We start from the raw sequence: 25247 nt of genomic DNA, 5'->3' as shown, positions 1-25247 counted from the left end.
TCCACTTCCATGACAGTTTCGGGTACCAATTCGGGACCGGAACTGCTTGTCGTCCTCGACCGCTCCAGCCGTGACCCGCTGCACCGCCAACTCGCCGACGGGCTGCGCGCCGCCATTCGCACCGGACGCCTGGCCCCCGGTGCCCGGATGCCCTCCACCCGGGTACTTGCCGTCGACCTGGGCGTGTCCCGACGGCTGGTGGTCGACGCCTACGGCCAACTCACCGCCGAAGGGTTCCTGCACAGCACCCAGGGCGCGGGTACCCGCGTCGCCGACGTGACCTCCGTGTCCGGGGCACCCGATACGACCTCCGAGGCAAAACACCGCTACGACGTCGACTTCGCGCCTGGCGCACCGGATCTCGCAAGCTTCCCGCGCCAGGCCTGGCTGCGGGCACTGCGCCAAGGCCTGACCGGAATCGAGTCGAGCGCATTCGGCTACGCGCATCCGCACGGTTTGCCCGCGACCCGCACCGCCGTTGCCGACTACCTGCGACGTACCCGCGGTGTCGTCGCCGATCCACGACGAATCGTGCTGTGCTCCGGGGCAACCCAGGCCATCGCCCTGCTGGCCCAATGCGTCGACGGCGCCGTCGCGATGGAGGATCCCGGGTTCTGGTTGCACCGAATGGTGCTTCGGCGCAACGGAATCGACCCCATCCCGATCCGCATCGACGAGCAGGGACTCGACGTCGACGCACTGGCCGACAGCCGCGCCGACGCCGTGCTGACCACGCCCGCCCATCAGTCCCCGACGGGCGTCGTGCTGTCCGCCGCGCGGCGCACCGCACTGCTGGAGTGGGTGCGCCGCGGAGGCCTGGTCATCGAAGACGACTACGACGCCGAATACCGCTACGACCGCGCCCCGGTCGGCGCGTTCCAAGGTGTGGCGCCCGACCGCGTGGTGTACCTCGGGTCGACGAGCAAGACCCTGGCACCGGGCCTGAGAATCGGCTGGATGGTGCTACCCGAACCGCTCGTCGCGCCCATCCGCACAGCGAAAAGCCTTGCGGATACCGGCAGTTCGGTGATGGACCAGATCGCGTTCGCGAGATTCCTGGCCTCCGGTGACTACGATCGGCATCTGCGCCAGATGCGCCGCCGCTACCTGGCGCGGCGCAACACCATGATGCGTGCGCTGGCCGAGTATCTGCCGCAGGCCACCGTGCTCGGTGCCGCCGCCGGGGTACACCTCACCGTGCGGTTCCCCGCGCAGTTCCCGATCGACGCGTTGATCCATCAGGCCACGTCGATGCGGATCCGTGTCGAGCCGCTGGCACCGTGCTACGCCGATCCGGCGACGGCTCCGCCCGGTCTCATCCTGGGTTACGCCAACCTGCCCGAATCGCAGATCATCACGGGCGTGCAAGCGCTGCGCCAAGCCGCGTCGGCCGCGTCAGGGCAGTAGATGGTAGGTGAAGGTGAGGCGGAACTTGCCGATCTGGATCTGGTCGCCACTCGACAGCGGTAACGACTGCACCTGGACGCGATTGACGAAGGTGCCGTTGAGGCTCCCGGTGTCGACGATCCAGTATTCATCGTCGAGCCAACGGAATTCGGCATGGTGGCGACTGACCGTGATGTCGTCGAGAAAGACGTCGCTGTTGGGATGTCGGCCGGCAGCGGTGACCGGCTGGGTCAAGATGAACTGAGCGCCGACGATCGGCCCGCGGGTGACGGCGAGAACCCCGGAGCCGAGGAATGCCCCCTTCGCCGTCGGCACCCTGCGCGGGTTGGGATCTGCGGCCGGCTCGGAAAGCGCGTGGTGCACCGCGGTGACGTCCTCGTCCGGCTTCCGGGTCGGATCGGCGTGGGTCATGTCGGGTTCCTCGTGTCGTTGAGAATGTGGCGTATCCCCGGGTATCGGGGATGGCGGGCCCGGCTCCTATCGCGGCGTACCGATAGGCGGTAGCGACTCGACGGCGTCGAGGCGATCACGTTGGGCGGCAAGGGTATCAGCGAGAAACATCCGGGCGATGAGCAACAGTTCGGCGATCTTGGGGTGCGCGATCGTGTAGTACACCGCGTTGCCCGTGCGGTGCCCACTGACGACGTGGTGACGCTTGAGAACGGAGAGATGCTGGGAGAGCAGAGTGGGTTCGAGATCGGTGGCAGCCAGTATTTCACTGACCGGGGTGGGGCCCTCACTCGTGGACAGGATCTCCAGAACGCGGATCCGTGCCGGGTGCGCCAGGGCCTTGAACAGATTGGCCTTGATCTCGTACAGCGGCCGGTCGGGACCGTCAAGGATGCTGTCCACCACCGCTACCCTCCGTTATTGATGAATTGAGAAAACTCGCAATCCATCATACCGAGCGATACCCTTCAACAATGCCCACCGGTCACACCCCGCGTACGAAACCGGGCCCACTCCAGTATGTCGCGTACTGCTACGGCAGACGACTACCTGATTCGATGCGCGACTGGGTCGCCAACGACTTGGCAGGACCCGGTGCGACCGCCCGAATGATGTTCCGGGTGGCGATCCCCGCCGTCCTGGTCCTGGCGCCGATCTGGTTCATCCCGATGTCGCTGTACCTGCACGCGAGCATGACGGTGCCGATCTTCATCCCGTTCGTGTACTTCTCCCACGCCCTGAACAAAGTCTGGCGGCGCCACATGCTCGCCAAGCACGGCCTCAACCCCGGCCTCGTCGACGAGCTCTCCCGGAAGAAGAACGCCCACATCCACCGGGCATACGAAGAGCGCTACGGGCCCCGCACAGGCCCGACCAGCAGCCACGACGTCTGACCCCCGAGCGGTCAGCGGCGCGATCGTCTCCGCAGCCGAGACCACCACCCCGGCCGCCTGCTGGCCGAACGCGCGTGCGCATCGCGTTTGTGCCGACACACCTCGCCCGCCGCGGCCACCGCCTGCGGATCGAATCCCGGCGGTACCGGGCCCCCGGCCACCAGGGCCCGCACCAGCGCTTCCTGCCGCTGCGCCAAGCTTCCGGGCCCCGTCACGCCCACACCTCGCGCGCCCCGGCCGTGATCGGCGCGGCCCCGGACGCTGCGGCGATCGCGTCGAGCTCGTCGAACAGCTCGGCGGCAGGCGGATACCGGCCGTCGCGCTCCAGCATGAACGGGGTGTCCACCCGCTGCCGCAGCGCCGTGACCAAGTCCAACACCTCCTGCGGAGTCCGGGCGGTGTGGGTGTCGTGGTAGAAGTCGCCGTCGTCGTGCCCACCCGCGACGTGGCTGTAGGCCACCTGCCCCGCCGGCAGCCGCGCGAGCTCCCGCAGCGGATCGCGTCCCCGGTTACGGGCATTGGCATAGACGTTCGCCACGTCAAGCACCAACAGCACCCCGGTGCGTTCCACCAGCTCGCTGAGAAACTCCGATTCGGTGAGCTCTGATTCGGGCCACTCCACGAAGGCCGCGATGTTCTCCACCGCCAACGGCACCGGTAGCTCGCGTCTGGTGCGCTCGATGTTCGCCGTCAACGCGGCCAGGGCCTCCCGGGTACGGGGCACCGGCAACAGGTGCCCCGCCTCGATCCCACCGGCTCGCACGAAGGCGATGTGTTCGCTGACCACGGGCGCGTTGAGCGCCTCGGCGCAGGCAGCCAGGTGCCGAACCCGGTTGCGTTGCACCGGTTCTGCACCACCGAGGGACAGCGCCACCCCATGGGGCACCACCGCCACACCCGAGGACACCAGGTGGGCCAGGGCCGGATGGGGCCGGGCTTTGCCGCGGCGGACGGTCACCGACTCGGCGATCACCTCGCAGAACCCCGGCCGCAGATCACCGATCACTCCGGCGATCTCACGCCGCCAGCCGATCCCCACGTCGCCCAGCGCGGGCACGCTGCGGCTCGCGGTGCTCATCCGCCGCATCCTCCGCCACAACCGCCACCGCATCCGCTCCCGCAGCCACCGCCACCGTCGCCGCCGCACGACGCCCCGCAGCCGCCGCCGTCCGAGCCGCCGCCCGCCGACGAGTCCCCCGCCAGTTGCACGGCGCTCGAGTAGTCGGCGTCGAGCAACCACAGTGCGCCGGTGCCGAACAACGCCGCTGACAATGCCACCGCGGCCGGACCGTACGTGCCGAAAGCCGGGCGCTGCGCCGGCCGCAGATACGCGAGCCGTTGCTGCTGTGCCGCGAGCAACCGACGGCCTGCGCGGGTAAGACGATCCGCGCTGAGGAGGAGCGGGAGCACCGCCGCGGCATACACCACCGTCGTGGTCACCAGCACCACGAAAGGCCCTGCGGCGCCGGGGAGCTCGGACAGCCGCGTCGCCAGGTATACGGATGCGCCGACGCCCATCGCCAAGACCGCGACCGAGGGGGCCGCGCCCCAGCGCATCCGCCGGCGTTCGGCCCGACTCCGCACCAGGCCGCGCCGGCTCAGTCGGTCCTCCAGGGCAGCGAGATCATCCTGGGATGCGGCGAACAGGCTCGGCACGGTGTGCTCGGGGTCGCCGGCGACTCGGTGCAACAGCTGCGCGGTGAAGTGGTCGGCCTCCGGACCGGCCGGTACGGAATGGTCCACCCGGCCGCGCTCGGTGATCCGCCCGCCGGCGCGCAAACCCGCCAGCGCTGCCACCACCGGGGCAACCGCCGAGCGCAGAAACGCCAGCTCCGTTGGGCTGATCGGCTCCGTCACCGCGGGTCTGCGCGGCGTCGCGAGGATCCGCCACACCACGCCGCAGACAGCGGCCACGGCCAGCGCGGCCAGATATCCGCCGGTCGGTCCGGTCACCAGGTCCGAGTACCTCTCGATCACGCCGCCTCCTGTGTGTGAGTCACTCGATCCTGCTCCGGCCAGCCCTGCTACCGGTCCCAACTTTCCGCCGACGCCTTCGCCCCGTGTATTCGTCTGGACGGAGCCAACATTGGTGTGCATACCATGAGGCGGCCGGCCGCGATGGTCGACTTGGACGTTAATATATAGGAGTGTTTGCTCAGCAACCGTTCAACGGGCCACTGTGACGCACCGATCCGAAACCGGCAACGAAGCCGACTTTGTCATCAATAACATTGACGGCCAACCACTTCGAGATGTCAGCATCCCGGGTATGACAATCGGCTTCGTCACTCAGCAGTTCGAAAGAGTCGTCGACTGGTCGTTTTCTGCGACACAACCCATGGTCCTGGTTTGGCGCCGCGGCGACGCGTCGTCCAAAGAGGTCGGCTTCGACCAGGGGCCGGCCGGGCCCGTCACCCCACGCCCGAGCACCGTGTGGGTCATACCCGCCGATCAGCGGTCAACCGCCCAGGCACGGGACGTGGCCTGTGAGTTCGCGCAGCTGAGCCTCTCACCAACCACCCTCGGCCACACCGATTTACGGCCGGTGGCCGGCGAGCAGGATCCCTTCATGCATCACCTGATCGAGAAGATCGCCCATGTCGCCGCACGGGACGACGTCCTGGCCCGGTTGTTGAGAGAGACTCTGGCCCAAGGGCTTTCGCTGCACATCCGTGACCACTACGGGCAGTTGCCATCCGCGCCATCACGAGCGCGGACCCTCGACTCCGACGAGCAACGGCTGCTCATCGAATTTCTGCACGACAGCCTGGACACCGACATCGACATTCCCAGTCTTGCAGGGCTTGTCGACATGACCGTCCACGGCTTCCGGCGGGCTTTCATGCGCACCTTCGGCGTGACGCCGTACCGATACGTGCTCGACCAACGCGTCCAACGAGCCAAAACCCTGCTGGCCACCACCACTCTGCCGATCACCGAGGTCAGCATTGCGCTCGGGTTCGCCACTCCCAGCCACTTCACCACGATGTTCAAGCAACGTGTCGGCGTCACCCCGACGGTCTACCGCCGCAACACCTGAGGCGCGGGCCATCGGAAACAGTCAGGAAGCACAGGTGCCCATCGACGTGTTGTGCACCTACCTGCGCACGCATCACCTCAGCGGCCCGTCGCCCGAGCGGTACGACTACAACACTCCACCGCCCGACAGTCCGGTCCGCGACACGATCGTCAAGATTTTCGTCAATCATCTGCAGCCAGCCGAGCTATGGGGAACGCGGCGACCGAGGGTGAGCGGAACATACGCACTGCCGAATCCCTGCCCAACGCCAGGTGATTGGTCGCACCGAGATTTCGACCTCGATGGCGCCCACCTACACAACTCCGATTTCGGTGGCGTCTACTTCGCCGGGATCGCCTCATTCAGATCAACGCACTTTTCCGGAACGACGCTGTTCCGGTGGGCTCACTTCACTCGCGAAACACGCTTCGACGACAGTGAGTTCACCGGTGACGCCAGCTTCGATGGCGCGCAATTCGCGGGAAACACATAATTCAACGACTCCCGCTTCGGCGGAATACAGTCGTTCCCCATCGCGCACTTCGAGGGCAACACCTCGTTTGACCGCGTCCACTTCGACGGCGAAACACTTTTCAGCACAGCCAAATTCATCGGCACGACCACATTCGACAACGCGGACTTCAGTGGATCGGCAGATTTTGGATCCGCCGAATTCGGGGAAGGATCGCGCACCGAATTCACCAACCCGCGGTCGTGGCACGACGTGAACTTCGCATGGACTGATTCTCCGGCCGTCAAACCGCCGACAGTCTTTCCAGAGGCGTGGCCGCCGACCGTCAAGCCGCAACTCACACCGTACAAATATCCGTTTCCGCAGATTCAACGTCGAGAGTCTGACTCTACGGGCTGAGGGCCAGTCCTTAGAGCGCCGCTACTCGTCCGCGGCGGCCGGGTCCATCCAGAAGATCTGCCACGCATGCCCGTCGGGGTCGCTGTAGCTGCGGCCGTACATGAACCCGAGATCTTCACTGTCCCCCGGGGCGCCGCCGGCGGCGATGGCACGGTCCACCAACGCATCCACCGCGTCACGGCTCTCGACGCCCAGGCAGACGACACACTCCTTGATCTTCGATGCGTCCGCAGTCTCCAGCGGGTGCAGAGCGTCGAAGGCGTCGCGCTGCAGCAGCATCGCGTATCGGTCGTTGCCGAGCACCAACGTCACAGCGCTCTCGCCGCTGAACTTCTCGTTGAACGTGTACCCGGGCTCGCTGAAGAACTTCCGCGACCGCTCGATGTCGGCGACGGGCAGGTTCACGAACATCACGGTGTGCATCGGCAGACTCCCTGCGGTCCGCGGCAGCCCTGTCGGATGCCGTCACATGGTCGGACCGCGCCCGCCACCGAAACTCATCGAGCGCAAGCGCAGCGCCGGCACCGCTCGGCCGTCTGTGGTTTGGAATGAGGCTCAGAGGCAACCCTCAAGTACGACGTGTCCCGTCCCAACAGGGCTGGCGCGGCGCAGGTTCGGTCTTGCACAGAACAGGGAGGTTCGGCTCATGGCAGCCGACAAGAAGACGGTGGGGGTCCGAGTATTTGCAGCGGTAGCAGGCGGTGCTGCAGTGGTGGCGCTGGGCTGGCTGGGTACCACCTCTGGCGATTCCAGCAGCGTCGCGGTACACCTGCCTCCGCCACCACCGACCGTCGGCCACACGCTCATGTCGCTGGGTGCGACGACCACCACCTCGACACCGCCGACCGAGCCGAGCGTCAGCAAGGCCCAGCCGTCGATCACGGGCACGGCGGCGCTGCCCTCGGAAGAGGCCGGCCTGCCCTGATCATGGGGCCGGCCCGTGAGGTGCCCGGCACCAGTTGTCGCCACTGAGATCAGGCCGCGGTACGCCGCGCAGGGTCTCGGCATGGTGAGTGCCCAAGTCATCACGGCAACAACACGAGAATGTGCCAAATCTTCCCCATGGGGCACACTCCAGTCCGTTACGTGGCAGCTTGTTCCAGGAAAAGCCGCACGGCGAGACGGAGAATTGGTTGGGTAGGGCCGAGTTCAAGTTTGCCACTGGCGCTCTGCGCGACGGCCGTTTCATGCGCGCCTTCTGTCTGGTGACGGCACTGAGCTGTTTCGCGCTGGCGGGGTTGGGCATCATCGTCCAGTTCAATCCGGCGGGGCCGACCGGCGTCGCGTCCCGATCGGTACACGCCGCGGCGGTGATCTCCGGTGCCGTGATCGGGTGCCGATGGTTGCGACGACCCTGGCCGCGGTACGAGGTCGCGGTCGCCTTCGTGGCATGGGCCGACATCACCGTGGCCGCCGTCGCAGCGACCATGTCCACCACCGAGGCGCGCCTGTCCACCACCCTGTATCTCGGCGTCACGGGAGTCTTCGTCGGGTTCCTCCTCGGTGCGCGGCTGCTGGCGGTGCACTGTGCCTTCGGCGCCATGGTGATTGGCGGCATCACCGGCTGGGCAGTGCTGGTGCGGCACGCCAGCCTGTGGGGTCTGTTCACGATCTACATGCCGGCACTGATGTGGGTGGTCCTGGTGCCACTGACCGGCTGCGTCCTCATCGAGAGCGGCCGTCGCGCGGTCGCCGGAGTCGCGCGGTCGGCCCACCGTGATCAGTTGACCGGGCTGCGCAACCGTCGCGGCATGCACGCGGCGGTGCGTCGAGTACTGGCGGGCAAGACACCGCAGGCGGACCTGGTGGTGGCGGTGTGCGACATCGACCGGTTCAAGCGGCTCAACGACGAGGATGGCCACGCGGCCGGCGACGTGGCGCTGATTGCGATGGCGGAGCGGCTGCGGTCCATCGTCCGCCCGGGGGAGATCGCCGCGCGGCTCGGTGGTGACGAGCTGGTGCTGGTGACGTTGATCGACGACCCCGGCGGCATGTCGGCATTACTGGATCGGCTGGATGTGCTCACCCGTATCGACGTCGGCGGCCGAGAGCTGTCCGTGAGCGTCGGTGTCGCGTCAATGGCGGCCACGGAACCGCACTTCTCGCTCGACGATGTGATCCGGCACGCCGACGCCGCCATGTACGGGGTGAAGCGGTCCGGCGGCGGGGCGTGCGCGGTGCACCGGCGCGAGACCGACGGCACGGTTCAGCCCACATGACCCAGGTGTGGCCTCGCGGTCGACTACGGCGCCACCACCAACACATTGCACGCCGTCTGGAATCGGTGACGTTGAGTGCGGCTCAGCGCTCCGGGGACATCGCGGTCGGTGTGGTTGCAGGAGGGGCTGATGCACTCTGGCTGCGGGACGCTTCGTCAGCGTGCGGCGGTGAATCGAACGTAACTTCTACGTTCTCGAAGCCCTTACTGCATTGGGCTGTCGCCTGTCCGGTGTACACGTCGCGATCAGCAGCGGTGAGATCGACGTTGTCGGTGAACTGGGTGAGCAATGCCCGCGGATGAAGGTGGTCCACCCGCACGACGTTGATCTCCGCGCACACCACCACCAGAACGGCGGTGACGTAGAGAAAGGCGAGCATTCCCAGGACCAATGCGAACACCCCATTGGTCGCGCTGGCGCTCTTGACCACATGCCCGACGTAGACAGCGCCGAAGGACTGCAACAGCTGCCAGCCCAGCGCCGCGGTTGCGGCACCGGGGGCGACCTGCCCCACGGTCAACTCGCGCTCCGTGCTGATCCGAAACGCCGTGACGAACGCTGCGGTGTTCACAACCCACAACGCCACGAAAACCGCGACCTTGACGCCGAGGCCGAAGACTCCTGTTCCGCCGCTGATCGCGGACAACACCGTCGTTCCGAGCAATGCTGCACCCACGGTGACCAACAGCAACAAACTCCGACCACGCGCTTTAAGCGGGTCTGGGCGATGGTGGCGTGGAACCGCCCACACGGTGTTCATCGCGTTCTGGAGCGCCACGCCGACGCCGAGGCCGCCGTACAGCGCTCCCAACGTCCCTACCACCACGCCGGCGATGCCTCCGCTGATCTGCTTGGGTTCGCCCAATTGTGACCCGATCACGGGAAACTCGTGCAACGCCGAATGCAGCACCTGATCGCGCAGCGCCGGATGACCGGCCAGCACCCAACCCAAGACGGTCGACAGCAACAGCAGCAGCGGGAAGAGGGAGACGAAGGCGTAGTAAGCGATCAGCGCCGACAAGTAGCCGCCCTGATCGTCGATGAACTTATAGAGCACCGCCAACGGATAGCCGAACGCCGGATGGCGCTGCTGCGCCGCATCGAGGCGATCGGTCAGTCCCACGACCCGCCTCCCTCCGTCACCGAAGTTATGGAGCGCTGTATACCCTGCTAGACGATGTAACGAACCTGAAGCGACGCTGCAGAATTTGGACCGCGTTCGGAGTGGGTGGGCGACGATCGATCGATTGGGTCCCAGGCGAGGCACCCATGAAAAGTTCGCTCAGCTGGATTTGGAGCAGGTAGCCGGCGTGACAGAGCCCCTTGGAGTTGGGTGCGGGCACGGCAAGCCGTCGCACGAGATTCTGCGCCGGCATCCGCGCGCACGGGTGACCGTCAGCGATCTAGACCCGACATCGGCCGCCAACATCGCGGAGTCCCGGCGGGCGGTCGTGCTGGCTTGACGCCGGGAACATGCCCTGAGCTGCGGTGGCGGAGGGATTTGAACCCCCGGACGGTGTTAGCCGTCTCTCGCTTTCAAGGCGAGTGCATTAGGCCGCTCTGCCACGCCACCGCCGACAAGCGTAAAGGGTCTACACGCGGCCCAGCTTGGCGGGCGGCGCTCCGGACTGCAGGGCGACGCTGATCCGACGGCAGTTCTCGCCCATCGCAGCGATCTGGGGCCGGGACAGTCTGCCGAGGAAGTGCGCACGGACGCACTGCCCGTAGGTGACCATCGCACCCCGCACCGCCATCCGACCGTCGTCGGTGATGGTCGCGATCACGCCGCGGCCGTCGTCGGGGCTGGCACACCTCGTGACGAGGTTCTGCACCTCCAATCGACGGATCTGCCGTGTGACCCGGCTGGGCAGGGACATGAGGCGCTCCGCCAGATCCCCCATCCGTGCCGAGCCGGTGGAGGACTTATCGAGCATGTCGAGAAGCCGGACATCGTTGAGCGTGAGGTGATGCTCATCGACAAGCGACCGGTTCAGAGTCGCGTACAACCGCAAGGCCGAGTCGAGATAGTGCTGCCACGATCTCTGCTCGGCAATATCCAGGCCCGGCATATCACCCGCCGTGCGCCCGGCAATCATGCCTGACATGGGCGCAATCGTAAGGGACGTCAGTATTGCTGGGTGCCCGAAACCCAAGGGTTGTAGCGTTCAAGAAATGCATGCAATCGTCGCCGCCGCGGACGGCTCGCTGACCTGGGAAAACGTCGCTGACATCAGTCCCGGCAAAGGTGAGGTTCTGATCCGCGTCGGTGTCGCCGGCGTCAATCGCGCGGACTTGCTGCAAGCGGCGGGTAAGTATCCGCCGCCACCGGGGGCCAGCGACACCATCGGACTGGAGGTCTCGGGCATCGTCGCCGGCCTCGGCGATGGCGTCACCGAGTGGGCTGTTGACCAGCCCGTGTGCGCCCTGTTGGCAGGCGGCGGGTACGCCGAATACGTCGCGGTGCCCGCCGCACAGGTGATGCCTGTGCCCGACGGCACCACCCTCGACGAGGCTGCCGCCCTGCCCGAGGTGGCGTGCACGGTGTGGTCGAACCTGGTAAACACCGCGGGTTTGTCCGCGGGACATCTCGTGCTGCTGCACGGCGGTGCCAGCGGCATCGGCACCCACGCCATCCAGGTCGCCCATGCGCTCGGTGCCAGGGTGGCGGTGACCGCCGGATCAGCCGAGAAGCTCGCCCTGTGCCGCAGCCTGGGAGCCGACATCACCATCAACTACCACGACGAGGATTTCGTGGCGGTCGTGCAGGCCGAGGGCGGCGCCGACGTGATCCTCGACATCATGGGTGCGGCCTACCTGGACCGCAACGTCGACGCCCTGGCTGTCGGCGGACGGATGACCGTCATCGGCATGCAGGGAGGCGTGAAGGGCGAGCTGAACATCGGCAAGCTCATCTCCAAGCGGGCCGGCGTGATCGGAACGTCACTGCGGCCACGGCCGGTCGACGGCCCGGGAGGTAAGGCCGAGATCGTCGCGGCGGTCGTGGACAACGTGTGGCCGATGGTCGCCGACGGCCGAGTGCGCCCGATCATCGGAGCCGAGCTGCCGATCCAGCAGGCCCAGCGGGCCCATCAGCTGCTGACTTCCGGCGAGGTGGCTGGGAAAGTGCTGTTGCGAGTGTGAGCGGGGGTTAGCCCGCGCACGCGAGGAGCACAAGTCAGCCTGCGCACGCGAGGAGCACAGATCAGCCTGCGCACGCGAGGAGCACAGATCAGCCTGCGCACGCGAGGAGCACAGATCAGCCCAGCGAGGCCAGGGCCCGCACCAGCTGGTCGACTTCTGCGATGGTCGAGTAGTGCGCGAGCCCCACGGTGACCGCGCCACCGATGTCGTTGACGCCGATCACGTCGAGCACGCGCGAGTTCACGTTGGAGACCGCCAGGATGCCGTTGTCGGCCAGCCGCTGCACCACCCGCTCGGCGGGCACGTCGCGCACCGCGAAGCTCAACACCGGAATGTGCGCCTCGGGCCTGCCGATCACCATCACCAACGGCAGCGAGCGCAGCGACGACAGCAGGTAGTCGAAGAGCCGGTTCAGGTACGCCGACGCGGATTGCATTGACACCGCGAGTCTTTCGCGCCGGGTACCCATCGCCGCCTCGTCGAGGTTGGACAGGTACTCGATGCTGGCGACCACACCGGCCAGCAGACCGTACTGATGCACGCCCATCTCCAGGCGCTCCGGCCCGGTCGCGTAGGGGTTCAGCGATACCGAACCGAACGAATCGATGATGGAGGGGTCCCGGAAGACCAGGGCACCGATGGGCGGGCCACCCCATTCGACGGCGTTGAGCGCGACCACGTCGGCGTCGGTCTCCTCGAGATCGAACAGCCGGTACGGCGCGGCGGCCGAGTGGTCGACCACGACGAGCCCACCGACCTCGTGGGTCAGTTTGGTCACTTCGCCCAGGTCGGTGATGGTGCCCAGGGTCGACGACGCCGATGCGATCGCCACCAGGCGGGTGGGCTTGTCGATGAGCCCCTCCCACTGCCAGGACGGCAGCTCACCGGTCTCGATGTCGACCTCGGCCCACTTCACCTTGGCGCCATAACGATTCGCGGCCCGCAGCCACGGCGCGATGTTGGCCTCGTCGTCGAGGCGCGTCACCACCACCTCGTAACCGAGCCCCACCCGGGCCGATGATGCCTCGGCCAGTGCGGTCAGCAGGTGTGAGCGGTCGGGGCCGAGCACCACACCGCGGGGATCCCCGTTGACCAGATCTGCGACCGCCTGGCGAGCCGCGATGAGAACGGCCGCGCTGCGGCGAGCCGAAGGGTGGGGTCCGACCGCTGTGGGCATGGAGCCGCGGAACGCCGTCGAGACCGTCGTCGCGACCGCGTCCGGAACCAACATGCCGTTCTGGGTATCGAAGTGCACCCACCCATCGCCCAACGACGGATGCAGACCACGCACCCGGGCGACGTCGTATGCCATGCCAGCCACCTTAGAGCGTTCGCAAACAACACAAGCTGAGACGATCGGGGTGAGCGCCCGACCGCGTGTTTCCGCCGTGTAGGCCGCGCCGGACCAGGTCGCCCTGGGCAGCCATACTAGTCCAGTGGGCTTCGGGTTCGGAGTGCTAATCGCACTGTTGTTGCTAGTGATACCCGGGGCGCTGACCGCACGTGCGGGTGGCCTCACCCTGCCGGCGGCCGTGGCGATAGGCCCGGCCTTGACCTACGGCATCGTTGCGCTGTTCATCGTCCCGTTCGGTGCCATTGGCGTGCCTTGGAACGGCTGGTCGGCACTGTTTGCTGTGGCGCTTACAGCCGCGGCTGCGGCAGGGTTGCGCAGACTGCTGGGGCGGTATCGGGACCGCGACGCCGAACAGCTGACGCCGTCGCGGGGGCCCGTTCTGATCGTGGCAGCCGGCGTTGTGCTCGGTGCCCTGCTGATCATGTGGGCGGCCACCGCCGGGCTGGTGCACTGGCAGTCCGCCCCCAGCACGTGGGACTCGGTGTGGCACGCCAACACCGTGCGCTTCATCCTCGACACCGGGCAGGCCTCCCCCACCCACATGGGTGAGCTACGCAACGTGGAGACCCACGCCGTCCTGTACTACCCGTCGGCGTTTCACGCGCTGGCCGCGGTGTACAGCCAGATCACCGGTGCCGCGGCAACCACCGCGTACACGGTCGGCACGGTGGCGGCATCGGTGTGGCTGTTCCCGCTCAGCGCCGCGATGCTGGCCTGGAAGATGGTGCGTCCGCTCACCTGCCCGACGCGCACGGCCATCGTCGCCGCGACGGCAGCCGCACTGTCGGCATCCTTCACGGCGGTGCCCTACGTCGAGTTCGACGTGGCGGCCGTACCGAACCTGGTGGCCTACGGCCTCGCGGTGCCTGCGTTCGTACTCGTCGCCTCGACGCTGCGGCACCGGGACCGCATACCGCTGGCCATCCTGGCCCTCGTCGGGGTGTTCTCGGTGCACATCACCGGCGGTGTCGTCACCGCGCTGCTGGTGGCAGCGTGGTGGCTGCTGGAATGCCTGCGCAATCCGGTGCGGGGGCGGGTGCCCGATGCCGTGACGCTGCTCGTGGTGGGCGTACCTGCCCTGCTGATCATGCTGCCGCAGTTCCTCAGCGTGGCCGACCAGGCCGACATCATCGCCGGGCATGCATTCGTCAACCATCTGGGCCGCAAGCGCTCACTGTTCGCCGCGGTGGTGCAGCACACGCGTCATCTCAACGACTTCCCGATCCAGAACATGCTGATCGCGCTCGCTGCCATCGGCGGGCTGGTCATGCTGATCAAGAAGATCTGGTGGCCGTTGGCGATCTGGGCGCTGATGATGGTGGCGATCGTGCATTCCGGCGCGCCGTTCGGCGGCCCGATCGGGGCTGTCACCGGCAAGTTCAGCGACCTGTTCTACAGCGACCCGCGGCGGCTGTCGGCTGTGGTCACCATGCTGTACGCACCGATGGCGGCGATTGGGTTGTGCACCCTGGTGGTGGGCCTGACGATGCTGCTGGCCCGCGTGACGCAGCGGCAGACGTTGATCCGGGCCACCGCAGGCGTCGTGCTGGTCGCCGCCACGGTCGGGCTGGCCTGGCACTACTTCCCGCGGCACCGGTTCCTGTTCGGCGACAAGTACGACTCTGTGATGGTCGCCGACCACAAACTACGCGCATTCGCATACCTGGCCGGCCTGCCCGACGCGCGCAGCACAGTGATCGGCGACGCCAATACCGACGGCAGCGCCTGGATGTACGCGATCGCCGGGCTGCACCCGCTGTGGACCCACTACGACTACCCGGTGCAGCAGGGCCCTGGGTATAACCGGTTCATTTTCTGGGCATACGCCGATGATGCTGACACCGATCCGCGGGTTGCCGAGGCCGTCAAGGCCCTCAACATCAAGTACGTACTGACCAGCACACCGGTGGTGCGCGGGTTCACCATGCCCGACGGGCTAGTGTCGCTAGACAAGTCGAAGTCGTGGGAGAAGATCTACGACAACGGCAAAGACCGCATCTACCGCTGGCGCGGAGACCAACAGACGACGGGAAGGTCATGAGCATCAACCCCGATGACGACAACATCGAGATCCTGCCGGGCGACGTCGATCAGGACGCGGACGCCGAAGCCGACGGCAAATCGCTGACCGACCTCGTCGAGCAGCCGGCCAAGGTGATGCGCATCGGCACGATGATCAAGCAGCTGCTCGAGGAGGTGCGCGCCGCTCCGCTCGACGACGCCAGCCGCAACCGGCTCCGCGACATCCACCGGACCAGCATCCGGGAGCTCGAGGACGGGCTGGCCCCCGAGCTGCGCGAGGAACTGGAGCGGCTGACGCTGCCGTTCACCGAGGACTCGATCCCGTCGGACGCCGAGCTGCGCATCGCGCAGGCCCAGCTGGTCGGCTGGCTGGAGGGACTCTTCCACGGCATCCAGACCGCGCTGTTCGCTCAGCAGATGGCCGCACGCGCCCAGCTGGAACAGATGCGCCAGGGCGCACTGCCCCCGGGCATGGCCGGACCGGGCGGCCCGCGCGGCGGGACGGCGCACCCGGGCACCGGACAGTACCTGTAGGTTCCGCTGTTGTCTGATCCACACATTTCCACGCGCGACGCGTGGGTCGAGTTCCCCATCTTCGACGCCAAGACGCGCTCGCTGAAGAAGGCGTTCCTCGGCAAGGCCGGCGGCGCCATCGGGCGCAACCAGTCCAACGTCGTCGTCATCGAGGCGCTGCGCGACATCACGATGTCGCTGGAGATGGGCGACCGGGTGGGGCTGGTCGGCCACAACGGCGCCGGGAAATCGACCCTGCTGCGCCTGCTTTCGGGTATCTACGAGCCCACCCGAGGTTCGGCCACGGTCCGCGGCCGGGTGGCACCGGTGTTCGACCTGGGCGTCGGCATGGACCCGGAGATCTCCGGCTACGAGAACATCATCATCCGCGGGCTGTTCCTCGGGCAGACCCGCAAGCAGATGCTGGCCAAGGTCGACGAGATCGCCGAGTTCACCGAGCTGGGTGAATACCTGTCGATGCCGCTGCGCACGTACTCGACCGGTATGCGGGTCCGGCTGGCGATGGGTGTCGTGACGAGCATCGACCCCGAGATCCTGCTGCTCGACGAGGGCATCGGCGCGGTCGACGCGGACTTCTTGAAGAAGGCCCAGTCGCGGTTGCAGAGCCTGGTCGAGCGCTCGGGAATCCTGGTGTTCGCAAGCCATTCCAACGAGTTCCTGGCCCGGTTGTGCAAGACGGCGATGTGGATCGACCACGGCACCATCAAGATGACCGGTGGCATCGAAGAGGTCGTCCGCTCCTATGAGGGTGAGGATGCCGCGCGCACGGTGCGTGAGGTGTTGGAGGAATCCGCGCGTGGCACCAACTGAGCGCGTGACCGCGGTGATCGTCACCCACCGGCGACGCGAACTGCTGGCCAAGTCGCTGGACGCGGTGGTGACCCAGGAGCGTCGTCCGGACCATCTCATCGTCGTCGACAACGACGACGACCCCGCCGTGCGGGAACTGGTGGCCGGCCAACCGGTGCCCTCGACTTATCTCGGCTCGCGCCGCAACCTCGGTGGCGCAGGCGGTTTCGCGCTCGGCATGCTGCACGCACTGGCGTTGGGGTCCGATTGGATCTGGCTGGCCGACGACGACGGCCGCCCCGCCGACGCCACCGTATTGGCCACGCTGCTGGCGTGCGCCGAGCAGCACTGCCTGGCCGAGGTGTCCCCGATGGTGTGCAACCTCGACGATCCCCGGCGGCTGGCATTCCCGCTGCGCCGCGGCCTGATGTGGCGCAGGCTGGTCTCGGAGCTGCAGGCCGAGGACTCCTCCGTCTCCGGTGATCTCCTGCCCGGTATCGCGTCGCTGTTCAACGGCGCCCTGTTCCGGGCCGCCACCGTGGAGGCCGTCGGTGTCCCGGATCTGCGGCTGTTCGTCCGCGGCGACGAGGTGGAGCTGCACCGCAGGCTGGTGCGCTCGGGGTTGCCGTTCGGAACCTGTTTGACGGCAAGCTATCTGCACCCGTGTGGCACCGACGAGTTCAAACCGATCCTCGGCGGCAGGATGCACACCCAGTATCCCGACGACGAGACCAAGCGATTCTTCACCTACCGCAACCGCGGCTATCTGCTCGCCCAGCCGGGGCTGCGCAAACTACTTCCACAGGAATGGGTGAGGTTCGGCTGGTACTTTCTGGTGTCCCGCCGCGATCCCGCGGGCCTGCGCGAATGGATCCGCCTGCGGCGCTTGGGCAGACGCGAGAGATTCGGAAGGACCGGACAATGACGTTCACTGACGCTGCGGCGCAGTCCAAGACGATGACCCGGGCCTGGCGCGACATGGCCGAGGGGTTCGGCAAACGGGAACTGTGGCTGCACCTGGGCTGGCAGGACATCAAGCAGCGCTACCGCCGCAGCGTGCTCGGCCCGTTCTGGATCACGATCGCCACCGGCACCACCGCGGTGGCGATGGGTCTGCTGTACTCGAAACTGTTCAAGCTGCCGCTCGAGGAGCACCTGCCCTACGTCACGCTGGGGCTGATCATCTGGAACCTGATCAACGCATCGATCCTCGAGGGCTCCGAGGTGTTCATCGCCAATGAGGGCCTGATCAAACAGCTTCCGACCCCGCTGTCGGTGCACGTCTACCGGCTGGTGTGGCGGCAGATGATCCTGTTCGCCCACAACATCGTCATCTTCGTGGTGATCGCGATCATCTATCCCAAGCCGTGGAAGTGGATCGATCTGGCGGTCATCCCGGCGCTGGGACTGATAGTGCTCAACTGTGTCTGGGTGTCACTGTGTTTCGGCATCCTGGCCACGCGCTACCGCGACATCGGCCCGCTGCTGGCGTCGGTGGTGCAGCTGCTTTTCTTCATGACGCCGATCATCTGGAACGAGTCCACGCTGCAGCAGCAGGGTGCCGGATCGTGGGCCAAGATCGTCGAGTTGAACCCGTTGCTGCACTATCTCGACATCGTGCGGGCCCCGCTGCTGGGCGCCGACCAGGAGGTCAGGCACTGGGTCGTGGTGCTGGTGTTGACGGCGGTCGGCTGGGGTTTCGCGGCAATTGCCATGCGCCAGTACCGGGCCCGCGTGCCGTACTGGGTGTAGCCGCTAAGAGACGTCGTCGGACGGGGCCAGCCAGGTGTTGCACTGGCCGATCTTGTTGTCGTGAGCGCCCTGGTTCCACCAGCCCTCGCCATGGGCTTTGGTCCCATGGTCGCGCGGGCCGCCTGGCTCGTCACCGCGGTATCCGACGGTGTCCGAGGCACTGTCGAGGTCGGATTGATGGAACATCCCGCCCGAGTCCACGACCGACCCGGAGAACATTCCCGAGAAACACTGGGCCTGCAATTCGATCCGGCGCGACAGCTCCAACCCCAGATCGGAGTTCGCGCCCGCGTCGCGGATCTCCTTGTGTGCCTCCCCGAACGTCCCGCTGAGGTTCTGGACGTGATGGCCGAACTCGTGCGCGAACACCCCGAGGTACACGAAGGGTTGGTTGCCGTAGAGATCGACCTGGATCGTCTGGATCGGCATGTAGATGGTCTCGTTGCTGCTGCAGTAGAACGCCGCGAACCCTGATCTCATGGTTCCGCACGGAGTGGTGATGGATGTGCCGCCCGGCACCAGTACGGATGCCGAGTGAAATCCCATGCGCACCGACTTGAGCAGTGGACTCCATGCGGCATCGAGGCAGGGCAGGATGCTTTGAAAGAACGTGTCCGCGGCGGGTACGTCGCTGGGCCAGCCCACCGGATTGCAGGGCTGTTTGGGCAGACCGGCATCGAAGTCGGTGTAGAGCGGGTTCTGCCCCAGCGCTGCCGGGCCGGCTGGCGTCGGCAGCACCGTCGGCGTCGCGCTGGTGGTGGTCGTCGTGGCGCTGTAGCTGGGCGTCGACGTGAGCTGGGTGGTCGGGATGGCGCTGGTGGGGCTGACCGGGCCGTTCGCATGTGAGGTGCTCTGCTGTTTGATCACCACCAGAACGCCTGCGGCCACCAGTACGAGCACCACGACGACAGCTGCCGACCCGATCAGGATGGCAGGCAGGGCACGGCTTTTCGGCGCCGGAGCCGGTACCTGGTAGCCGGCGGCCGGCCCGACCGGTTGTCCGCCCCACGGGTCGACATAGCCCGGTCGCTGCGCCGGAGGCAAGGGTGGCCTCGGCGGCGCGTTGTAGGAACACCATGGATCCTGTTGATAGCCGCCGTGTGCGGGTGGGGCCTGGCGTTGAGGACCCGGCCAGACCCGGAACTGCCCGGTGTCACCACGCCTGGGTGCCGCGCCTGTGGCGGACGCCCTGGGCACCGGCGCCCAGGAATCGGGGACCGAGGCCCACGGGTCCTGTGGCTGGGCTTTTCCCGACTTCGCCGGTGTGAACGGGTCGGCTTTCGCGCCGAAAGGATCGTTGTCCCAGGACTTGGGCGGCGGACCGAACGGACCCCACGACTGCATTTCGGGTACGTTACTGTGCCGACCATGCGTGGTCGTGGGGGTGTTCTCGCAACAGCGTTGGTCGTGGTCCTGTTGGCGTGGCTGACCGTGGGGACCACAACAGCCCACGCGGAGAGCGCTCCGATCACCGTCGACGTCAAACTGGACCTCAAGGCCGACGGCGTGCTGGCGGTGACGACCACGACCACCGTGCCGGACGGTTCGAATGCGGTAGGCCGGGTGCCATTGCAGGTTCCCGTGGAAGCCAACCGCACTCAGCATTTCGGTGTATCGGACATCTCGACGACGGGTGGTGCGTCGGCTTCCGTGCAGGGCGACGCGCTGATGATCTCCGCACCCGCGGGCAGTTCGACGGTGACTTATTCGGTGCGCGGTTCCGTGGCGGATAGCCCTGGCCTGCAACAGTTCACGTGGGTGCTCGCGGCCGGCTGGTCGGCGCCGATCGAGAAGCTCAGTGGCACCTTCACATCACCGTCGGCCAAACCGGATTCACCCATTTGCGCCTACGGTCAGATCGGGGTGCGACGGCTGTGCTCGCTCACGCAGACCGATCTGAATGGTTCGGTCTCGTTCCGGAACGACAACCTGGCGCCCGCTGATGTCGCGGTGTTCTCGGTGCTGTTACCGACGGGAACTGCCGCTGCGACAGCGCAATTCACGCCGACGGTGACGGCATCCGAAACGACCCCGGCTTCGGACACCGCAGGCCTGATCGCGGTACTCGCCGCAGCCGTCGTCGCCCTCGTCCTGGTTGTCCTCGCCTGGCTGCGGCGGCGCGCCGACCAGAACGCCGTGACGGCGGGTGCCACCGTTCAGTTGCTGGCGCCACACGACGGTGGGGTGGCATTCGCCTCACCCGACGGTGTGCTGCCCTGCCAGATCGGTACCGCGACGACCGGCCACCCACGGCCGTCGGACTTCGGCGCGACCATCCTCGATCTCGCTGTGCGCAATTACCTTTGGCTTGCCGAGCGGCAACGCTCCTCGGGTGCAATGGATTTCCAGATCTCCCGACGCGCACCGCTGGGACGCGAGACGACGGTCTTCGAACGTGCCGTCGTCGAAGCCATCCTCCCCGACGACCGGGAATCCGTGTCGGCATACGAACTCACGCAGTCCTCCCGTCCGATCGACCTCTCCGCCGCGAAGACCGCGCTGACGGCGAGTGCCACCGGTTGGCGCCGCTCGCGCCGGGTGGAGCTGGCCGGCTACGTCGTACTGGGCCTCGGTGCCGCGGCGGCCGTAGTCCTGGCTCTGCTCGAAACCGGCGCCCTGCGGGGCGTGGCCGTCGCGGTGCTCGGCGGCGGTGTCGCCGCGGCGGGCCGGCTGTTGCCCGACCGCACCACGCAGGGCAGCCGCTTGGCCCTCGCCGTCGGCGGCATGCGGCGGTATCTGGCGGTGACCAACCCGGACAGCATCAGCCCCGCAGCCCGTCCGGTGCTGTTCGCGCGGGCCATCCCCTACGCCCATGCGTTCGGCGACCTGCACAACTGGCTCGACCGCTGGGGCGGCGCCGGTCCGGTCGACTGGTACCGCGCAGCCGGTGACCGGCCGCTGCCTGCCGGCTTGCCGACACTGGCAGCGTTGCTCGACGGTGTCGCCGCGCAAAGCCAGGCCGGTCAGTCGGGCTGAGTGCCGAATTCGAAGTAGCGCCCGGAGATCTCGCTCGGCGTGATCCGCACGTAGCGACGTTTCACGGTGGCCGTCCAGGGCAGTAGCTGTGCTCGCTCGGCCGTGGCGATGTCCTCGGGCGTCTCCAACAGCTCGGCCGTGCCGCGCACGATCACGCTCCAGCCGTTCATCAGGTTGTGATCGTCGGCCTCGAAGAGCACGCGATCGCTGAGGATGCAGGTGATCAGCTTGGTGCCCTCCGCGGTGCGGAACAGTACGGTGCGCCGCTGGACGACGTAGTTGACCGGGAAGATCTCGATTCTGGTGCCGATCGTGGTGACGAGGCGACCGAGCGCCACGCTGGCCAGCAGCCGCCAGCTTTCGTCTTCACCGAGGACCGACACCGGATGCTCGGGCGCCATGCCCAAACCCTAGCGACTATGGTCAGTGACCGCAGGTGCCGCCGCTGATCCCCACCCGGGGAACCGATCGCCGAGACCCCGATTCCGCACAACGCACACGCGATCGCCGGCAATCACGCAGGATCGCCGTATGAAACTGGCCGCCATGCTCGCCATCAGTGGATTCGCGTCTTTCGCCATCGCCGTCCCGACCGCCGCTGCCGCACCGCCGTGCTCGGCCAGTGGGTTGGCCACGACCGCCAGCGGGGTGTTGGCCCAGGCAGGGTCCTACCTGGACGCGCACCCGGATGCCAACGATGTGCTGACCGCGGCGGGCAGCCAGTCGACCGGCGAGGCCGAGGGGGCCGTGCGCGCCTACTTCCTGGCCCATCCGGGGGAATTCCTGGACCTGCAGAACATCGCGCGCCCGCTGACCTCGCTGCGCGGACAGTGCGGCGTGTCGGTGTCGCCAGGGCAACTGGCGACGTTGTTCGACGCGCTGTCCTGAGCAGAGCCCGCTGAGCCAACCGGGCAGGCAGCGAAAGCCGCTCCGCCCCTTGCTTTTTCCCAGTTCTGTCGCATAGCGAATCTCGGGACGCGCCGACGGCCCGCCATGAGGCACGTCTGCAGCAAACCCAGGTGCGGGAGAGCCCGCGTACACCATTTGCACCATGCGCGCCCGCCATAGACGCATTTTTCACCCGATGCCGGGGTGTTCGTGAGGGCCATAACTTTGCCTTCAAGCCGGTCAAGCAGCCGGCAAAACACCTGAAAGGCAAGGGAATTCATGAGCACCATCAGCACCGTCAAGAAGCTCACCGCCTCTGGCGCAATGGCAGGCGTCCTCGGCCTGGCGGCTCTCGGCCTCGGCAGCGGCCTGGCTGCCGCTGCACCGGCAGCACACTCGAACTCCGGACCGGCCTCGTCGAACAGCCGCAACTCCGCGCGCAACAGCTGGGACCCGGGCAGCCCGGAGACCACGGGCGACGAGGCTCATCCCGCGGCACACCTGGTGTTCCCGAGCCGCCCGGCCAGCCCGCACGCCAGCCACGGGCACAAGGGGATGAACGAGCCGGTCGCCCCGGTGGGCATCCACGACCCCTTCACATCGGGCAAGGACATGACGATGCAGACGGGCAGCCCGTCGACCACGGGTGACAAGTCGGGCCCTAAGAAGTTCGAAACGTTCCCCGTCCAGCTCGGAGACATGACGTTCAACTAGCCTCGATATTTCGTGAGGGTGTCGGGTTGACGGGCGTGTAATGCACGGAAGTGCCTGTCCTGCTTGAGAAAATGCGGCTTGTCTAGGGTCGATGTTCGCAAGCGGGAAGGCACGCCGTAGGTGAAGCGTAACCGTTGTCGTGGGTTTCGGTTCGAGTCGGGCCGCGAGTCGCTGATTTCGTCGTCGGGCGCGTCGGTGTTGTTGACAACTGCGCAGGTCAGCGGCTTGGCGCAGGAGTTGTCGCGGCAGTTGGCGCCGTGGCGGGCGGCGCGGTCGGTCCACGATCCGGGCAAAACGGTGCTGGATTTGGCGGTGATGATCGCGCTCGGCGGTGATTGCCTGGCCGACGCGGCGCTGCTACGGGGCCAGCCGGAATTGTTCGGCGCGGTGGCCTCCGATCCCACGATCAGCCGACTCATCGAGGTGTTGGGCAGCGATCCCATCACCGCGATCGCTGCCATTCGGCGGGCCCGGGCTGCCGCCCGGGACAGGGTCTGGCAGCGGCGTTGCCCGGTCGCAGCCGACGAGACGGTGATCATTGATATGGATGCCACCCTGATCGGGTCACATTCAGACAAGGAAGGCGCGACTCCGAACTTCAAACGGGGTTTCGGGTTTCATCCGATGATGGCGTTCGTCGATCACGGCGCCGAGGGCACCGGGGAACCGTTGGCGGCGATGCTGCGTCCCGGGCGGGCCAACGCCAGCGACGCCGCCGATCAGATCGCGGTGCTCGACGCTGCGCTGGCCCAACTCCCCGAGGATGTGCGTTCGCGGGTGCTGGTGCGTGGGGACACCGGCTCAGGAGTCAAGGAGTTCCTGTGGCACATTCACCACTTGGGGTTGTCGTACTCGGTGGGTGTCTATGGTCGTCAACCCGTCCTCGATGCCCTCCAAGCGCTGCCGCGGCAGGCCTGGCGGGCGGCGCTGGATGCCGACGGGTGTCCCCGCGAGGGTGCCCAGGTCGCCGAACTGACCCGCTGGCTACCGGACACCTTCGTCGGCTGGCCCCCGGGCATGCGGGTCATCGCGCGCCGCGAACGCCCCCACCCCGGCGCTCAGCTGCGCATCACCGACGATCACGGCTGGCGCATCACCTTGTTCGCCACCAACACCGCCGGCGGGCGGCTCGCTGACCTCGAAGTACGCCACCGGCTACGCGCCCGCGCCGAAGACCGCATCCGCGCCCTCAAAGACACCGGCCTGACCAACCTGCCACTGCAGGCCTTCGGCAAGAACGAAATCTGGCTCGAGCTGGCCGCCCTGGCCTACGAACTGCTGACCTGGACCCAACTGCTGGCCTGGCCCGACCACCCGGCCCGCAGCTGGGAACCCAAACGACTACGCCTGCGACTGCTGAGCGTGGCCGCACGCATCATCACCACCGGTCGTCGCCGCATCCTGCGTATAAGTCGAGGATGGCCCTGGTCAGAGCTGCTCGTCACCGGACAGCGAAACCTCGCAGCGCTCAACTGAACTCATCCCCCAGCCCCTACCACCAAGGACCAGGACAACCGGCGACCGAGCGCCGGGGACCACCCACGCGCCAACACCGAAATCAACAACCCGACAAACCTGCCATCAGTCAACTCCGCACACGAAAGATCGAGGCTAGGCGATGTTCGAGTCCGAACGGGCGCGCCGACGCCGTGGCCGGCACCGGTACCGGTACCGGGCGTGCCGGCCACGGCGAGATCGATCGGCCCGTCTCAGCGCCGCGGCGGCGGCATCTTCACCGCGGCATTGATCCGGTTCCACGCGTTGATGGTGACGGCCATCGAAATCACCTGGCCCAGTTCACGTTCGGTGAATGCGGCGGCGGCGCGGGCGTAGACCGCATCGGAGACCGGTCCGTGGCTCAGGTCGGTGATGGCCTCGGTCAGCGCGAGGGCAGCCTGCTCCTGCTCGGTGAACAGATCGCCTGCCTCTTCCCAGGCCGCGACCAGCGCCAGGCGCTGCTCGGTCTCGCCCTGCTTGCGCGCGTCGTGCGTGTGCATGTCGAGGCAGAAGGCGCACCGGTTGAGCTGGGACGCGCGGATCTTGATCAGCTCGGCGATGGTCGGGTCGACGTCCTTGGCCGAGGCGTTCGACAGCGTCATCATCGCGTCGTACAGCTCAGGTGAGGCCTTGTAGATCTTGAGGCGTCCGGCGGTCTGGGCGGGTTCGAGTGTCTGCGTCATGTCTCCAACGCTAGCGGCGAAAGACCCGTCCAGATGGT

The 25247-nt window shown here is 67.0% G+C and carries 30 protein-coding genes and 1 tRNA gene; 18 read left to right on the top strand and 13 right to left on the bottom strand.

Annotated features, from left to right (window positions below; genetic code table 11):
• The first annotated feature begins 9 nt into the window (after window positions 1–9).
• The gene (pdxR, locus tag BTO20_RS02545; RefSeq protein WP_087073106.1) at window positions 10–1407 is read left to right on the top strand and encodes a MocR-like pyridoxine biosynthesis transcription factor PdxR; all 1398 of its coding nucleotides are present in this window, start codon (window positions 10–12) and stop codon (window positions 1405–1407) included.
• Here the strand turns inward: pdxR and BTO20_RS02540 are convergent.
• Complete coding sequence (locus BTO20_RS02540; RefSeq protein ID WP_087073104.1) at window positions 1396–1818, bottom strand: FHA domain-containing protein; 423 nt, start codon at window positions 1816–1818, stop codon at window positions 1396–1398. The two genes, pdxR and BTO20_RS02540, sit on opposite strands and share 12 nt — an antisense overlap.
• A gap of 66 nt (window positions 1819–1884) precedes the next feature.
• Entirely contained in the window at window positions 1885–2262 is a 378-nt protein-coding gene (locus BTO20_RS02535) for an ArsR/SmtB family transcription factor (protein WP_408632151.1), read from the bottom strand.
• Window positions 2263–2330: 68 nt separating this feature from the next.
• Between BTO20_RS02535 and BTO20_RS02530 the strand changes: the two genes are divergently transcribed.
• A complete protein-coding gene (locus tag BTO20_RS02530; protein ID WP_087073103.1) occupies window positions 2331–2750 on the top strand; it encodes a DUF5313 domain-containing protein in 420 nt (139 codons plus the stop codon).
• An 11-nt stretch (window positions 2751–2761) separates the two neighbouring features.
• Here the strand turns inward: BTO20_RS02530 and BTO20_RS02525 are convergent, their stop codons facing one another.
• From BTO20_RS02525 to BTO20_RS02515, 3 genes are read right to left on the bottom strand one after another with little or no spacing between them, the layout of a single operon-like run.
• Window positions 2762–2965, bottom strand: coding sequence for a hypothetical protein (locus BTO20_RS02525; RefSeq protein WP_087081513.1), 204 nt, complete (start codon window positions 2963–2965; stop codon window positions 2762–2764).
• Complete coding sequence (locus BTO20_RS02520; protein ID WP_198344233.1) at window positions 2962–3837, bottom strand: DUF692 domain-containing protein; 876 nt, start codon at window positions 3835–3837, stop codon at window positions 2962–2964. Before BTO20_RS02520 ends, BTO20_RS02525 begins: the two co-directional genes overlap by 4 nt.
• The gene (locus BTO20_RS02515; protein WP_198344232.1) at window positions 3825–4727 is read right to left on the bottom strand and encodes a TIGR04222 domain-containing membrane protein; all 903 of its coding nucleotides are present in this window, start codon (window positions 4725–4727) and stop codon (window positions 3825–3827) included. The genes BTO20_RS02520 and BTO20_RS02515 overlap by 13 nt, the downstream gene beginning before the upstream one ends.
• Before the next feature lie 292 nt (window positions 4728–5019).
• Here BTO20_RS02515 and BTO20_RS02510 point away from each other — a divergent pair, with 292 nt between their 5' ends.
• From BTO20_RS02510 to BTO20_RS41320, 3 genes are read left to right on the top strand one after another with little or no spacing between them, the layout of a single operon-like run.
• On the top strand, window positions 5020–5790 hold the full coding sequence (locus tag BTO20_RS02510; protein ID WP_232491018.1) for a helix-turn-helix domain-containing protein: 771 nt from the start codon (window positions 5020–5022) through the stop codon (window positions 5788–5790).
• Window positions 5750–6262: a pentapeptide repeat-containing protein gene (locus tag BTO20_RS41325; RefSeq protein WP_408632150.1), complete on the top strand. Its 513-nt coding sequence runs from the start codon at window positions 5750–5752 to the stop codon at window positions 6260–6262. Before BTO20_RS02510 ends, BTO20_RS41325 begins: the two co-directional genes overlap by 41 nt.
• A gap of 24 nt (window positions 6263–6286) precedes the next feature.
• Entirely contained in the window at window positions 6287–6640 is a 354-nt protein-coding gene (locus BTO20_RS41320; RefSeq protein WP_408632228.1) for a pentapeptide repeat-containing protein, read from the top strand.
• A 21-nt stretch (window positions 6641–6661) separates the two neighbouring features.
• Here the strand turns inward: BTO20_RS41320 and BTO20_RS02500 are convergent, their stop codons facing one another.
• Entirely contained in the window at window positions 6662–7063 is a 402-nt protein-coding gene (locus BTO20_RS02500; protein WP_087073095.1) for a VOC family protein, read from the bottom strand.
• Between the two features lie 223 nt (window positions 7064–7286).
• On the opposite strand from BTO20_RS02500, the gene BTO20_RS02495 reads away from it, so the two are divergent.
• Both BTO20_RS02495 and BTO20_RS02490 read left to right on the top strand, forming a co-directional pair.
• Entirely contained in the window at window positions 7287–7565 is a 279-nt protein-coding gene (locus BTO20_RS02495) for a hypothetical protein (protein ID WP_087073093.1), read from the top strand.
• Window positions 7566–7827: 262 nt separating this feature from the next.
• A complete protein-coding gene (locus BTO20_RS02490; protein WP_157680118.1) occupies window positions 7828–8859 on the top strand; it encodes a GGDEF domain-containing protein in 1032 nt (343 codons plus the stop codon).
• A gap of 82 nt (window positions 8860–8941) precedes the next feature.
• Here BTO20_RS02490 and BTO20_RS02485 read toward each other — a convergent pair whose 3' ends face one another.
• Window positions 8942–9982 (bottom strand): YihY/virulence factor BrkB family protein, encoded by a 1041-nt coding sequence (locus BTO20_RS02485; protein WP_087073089.1) that lies wholly within the window; start codon window positions 9980–9982, stop codon window positions 8942–8944.
• A 187-nt stretch (window positions 9983–10169) separates the two neighbouring features.
• Here BTO20_RS02485 and BTO20_RS39135 point away from each other — a divergent pair, with 187 nt between their 5' ends.
• Window positions 10170–10322 carry a class I SAM-dependent methyltransferase gene (locus BTO20_RS39135; protein ID WP_157680117.1) on the top strand — a complete coding sequence of 51 codons (153 nt, stop codon included), beginning with the start codon at window positions 10170–10172 and terminating at the stop codon, window positions 10320–10322.
• A 23-nt stretch (window positions 10323–10345) separates the two neighbouring features.
• On the opposite strand, the gene BTO20_RS02480 is transcribed toward BTO20_RS39135, so the two are convergent.
• A tRNA-Ser gene (locus tag BTO20_RS02480) sits at window positions 10346–10432 on the bottom strand.
• A gap of 19 nt (window positions 10433–10451) precedes the next feature.
• Window positions 10452–10964: a MarR family winged helix-turn-helix transcriptional regulator gene (locus BTO20_RS02475; RefSeq protein ID WP_087073087.1), complete on the bottom strand. Its 513-nt coding sequence runs from the start codon at window positions 10962–10964 to the stop codon at window positions 10452–10454.
• A 67-nt stretch (window positions 10965–11031) separates the two neighbouring features.
• Between BTO20_RS02475 and BTO20_RS02470 the strand changes: the two genes are divergently transcribed.
• A complete protein-coding gene (locus tag BTO20_RS02470; RefSeq protein WP_087073085.1) occupies window positions 11032–12000 on the top strand; it encodes an NAD(P)H-quinone oxidoreductase in 969 nt (322 codons plus the stop codon).
• Window positions 12001–12115: 115 nt separating this feature from the next.
• Here BTO20_RS02470 and BTO20_RS02465 read toward each other — a convergent pair whose 3' ends face one another.
• The gene (locus tag BTO20_RS02465; protein WP_087073083.1) at window positions 12116–13312 is read right to left on the bottom strand and encodes a cysteine desulfurase-like protein; all 1197 of its coding nucleotides are present in this window, start codon (window positions 13310–13312) and stop codon (window positions 12116–12118) included.
• A gap of 124 nt (window positions 13313–13436) precedes the next feature.
• Here BTO20_RS02465 and BTO20_RS02460 point away from each other — a divergent pair, with 124 nt between their 5' ends.
• Genes BTO20_RS02460 through wzm form a run of 5 tightly spaced genes read left to right on the top strand, consistent with a single transcriptional unit; the run spans window position 13437 to window position 18451 of the window.
• Window positions 13437–15395: a DUF6541 family protein gene (locus BTO20_RS02460; protein WP_087073081.1), complete on the top strand. Its 1959-nt coding sequence runs from the start codon at window positions 13437–13439 to the stop codon at window positions 15393–15395.
• Window positions 15392–15910 (top strand): bacterial proteasome activator family protein, encoded by a 519-nt coding sequence (locus tag BTO20_RS02455; protein ID WP_087073079.1) that lies wholly within the window; start codon window positions 15392–15394, stop codon window positions 15908–15910. The genes BTO20_RS02460 and BTO20_RS02455 overlap by 4 nt, the downstream gene beginning before the upstream one ends.
• 9 nt (window positions 15911–15919) lie before the next feature.
• Complete coding sequence (gene wzt, locus BTO20_RS02450; protein ID WP_087073076.1) at window positions 15920–16720, top strand: galactan export ABC transporter ATP-binding subunit Wzt/RfbE; 801 nt, start codon at window positions 15920–15922, stop codon at window positions 16718–16720.
• Window positions 16707–17624, top strand: a complete 918-nt coding sequence (gene glfT1 / locus BTO20_RS02445) for a galactofuranosyltransferase GlfT1 (RefSeq protein WP_087073074.1) — start codon at window positions 16707–16709, stop codon at window positions 17622–17624. The genes wzt and glfT1 overlap by 14 nt, the downstream gene beginning before the upstream one ends.
• Window positions 17621–18451 (top strand): galactan export ABC transporter permease subunit Wzm/RfbD, encoded by an 831-nt coding sequence (wzm, locus tag BTO20_RS02440; protein ID WP_087073071.1) that lies wholly within the window; start codon window positions 17621–17623, stop codon window positions 18449–18451. Before glfT1 ends, wzm begins: the two co-directional genes overlap by 4 nt.
• A gap of 3 nt (window positions 18452–18454) precedes the next feature.
• Here wzm and BTO20_RS02435 read toward each other — a convergent pair whose 3' ends face one another.
• Entirely contained in the window at window positions 18455–19795 is a 1341-nt protein-coding gene (locus BTO20_RS02435; protein WP_087073069.1) for a neutral zinc metallopeptidase, read from the bottom strand.
• Between the two features lie 24 nt (window positions 19796–19819).
• Here BTO20_RS02435 and BTO20_RS02430 point away from each other — a divergent pair, with 24 nt between their 5' ends.
• Window positions 19820–21427 (top strand): DUF2207 family protein, encoded by a 1608-nt coding sequence (locus BTO20_RS02430; RefSeq protein WP_087073067.1) that lies wholly within the window; start codon window positions 19820–19822, stop codon window positions 21425–21427.
• Here BTO20_RS02430 and BTO20_RS02425 read toward each other — a convergent pair.
• Window positions 21415–21828, bottom strand: coding sequence for a pyridoxamine 5'-phosphate oxidase family protein (locus BTO20_RS02425; protein ID WP_087073065.1), 414 nt, complete (start codon window positions 21826–21828; stop codon window positions 21415–21417). The genes BTO20_RS02430 and BTO20_RS02425 overlap by 13 nt on opposite strands.
• A 130-nt stretch (window positions 21829–21958) precedes the next feature.
• On the opposite strand from BTO20_RS02425, the gene BTO20_RS02420 reads away from it, so the two are divergent.
• The 3 genes from BTO20_RS02420 to BTO20_RS02410 all read left to right on the top strand — a co-directional run bounded on the left by BTO20_RS02420 (window position 21959) and on the right by BTO20_RS02410 (window position 24505).
• A complete protein-coding gene (locus tag BTO20_RS02420; protein ID WP_087073063.1) occupies window positions 21959–22315 on the top strand; it encodes a heme-binding protein in 357 nt (118 codons plus the stop codon).
• Window positions 22316–22594: 279 nt separating this feature from the next.
• On the top strand, window positions 22595–23029 hold the full coding sequence (locus BTO20_RS02415; protein ID WP_087073061.1) for a hypothetical protein: 435 nt from the start codon (window positions 22595–22597) through the stop codon (window positions 23027–23029).
• A gap of 120 nt (window positions 23030–23149) precedes the next feature.
• Window positions 23150–24505, top strand: coding sequence for an IS1380 family transposase (locus BTO20_RS02410; protein ID WP_198344230.1), 1356 nt, complete (start codon window positions 23150–23152; stop codon window positions 24503–24505).
• A gap of 233 nt (window positions 24506–24738) precedes the next feature.
• On the opposite strand, the gene BTO20_RS02405 is transcribed toward BTO20_RS02410, so the two are convergent.
• The gene (locus tag BTO20_RS02405) at window positions 24739–25209 is read right to left on the bottom strand and encodes a carboxymuconolactone decarboxylase family protein (protein WP_087073059.1); all 471 of its coding nucleotides are present in this window, start codon (window positions 25207–25209) and stop codon (window positions 24739–24741) included.
• Between the last annotated feature and the right edge of the window lie 38 nt (window positions 25210–25247).

Origin of the sequence: Mycobacterium dioxanotrophicus (genome assembly GCF_002157835.1) — a bacterium.
Lineage (GTDB): Bacteria > Actinomycetota > Actinomycetes > Mycobacteriales > Mycobacteriaceae > Mycobacterium > Mycobacterium dioxanotrophicus.
The sequence above is the reverse complement of the archived record's forward strand: the minus strand, read 5'-3'. Positions and strand labels throughout refer to the sequence as shown.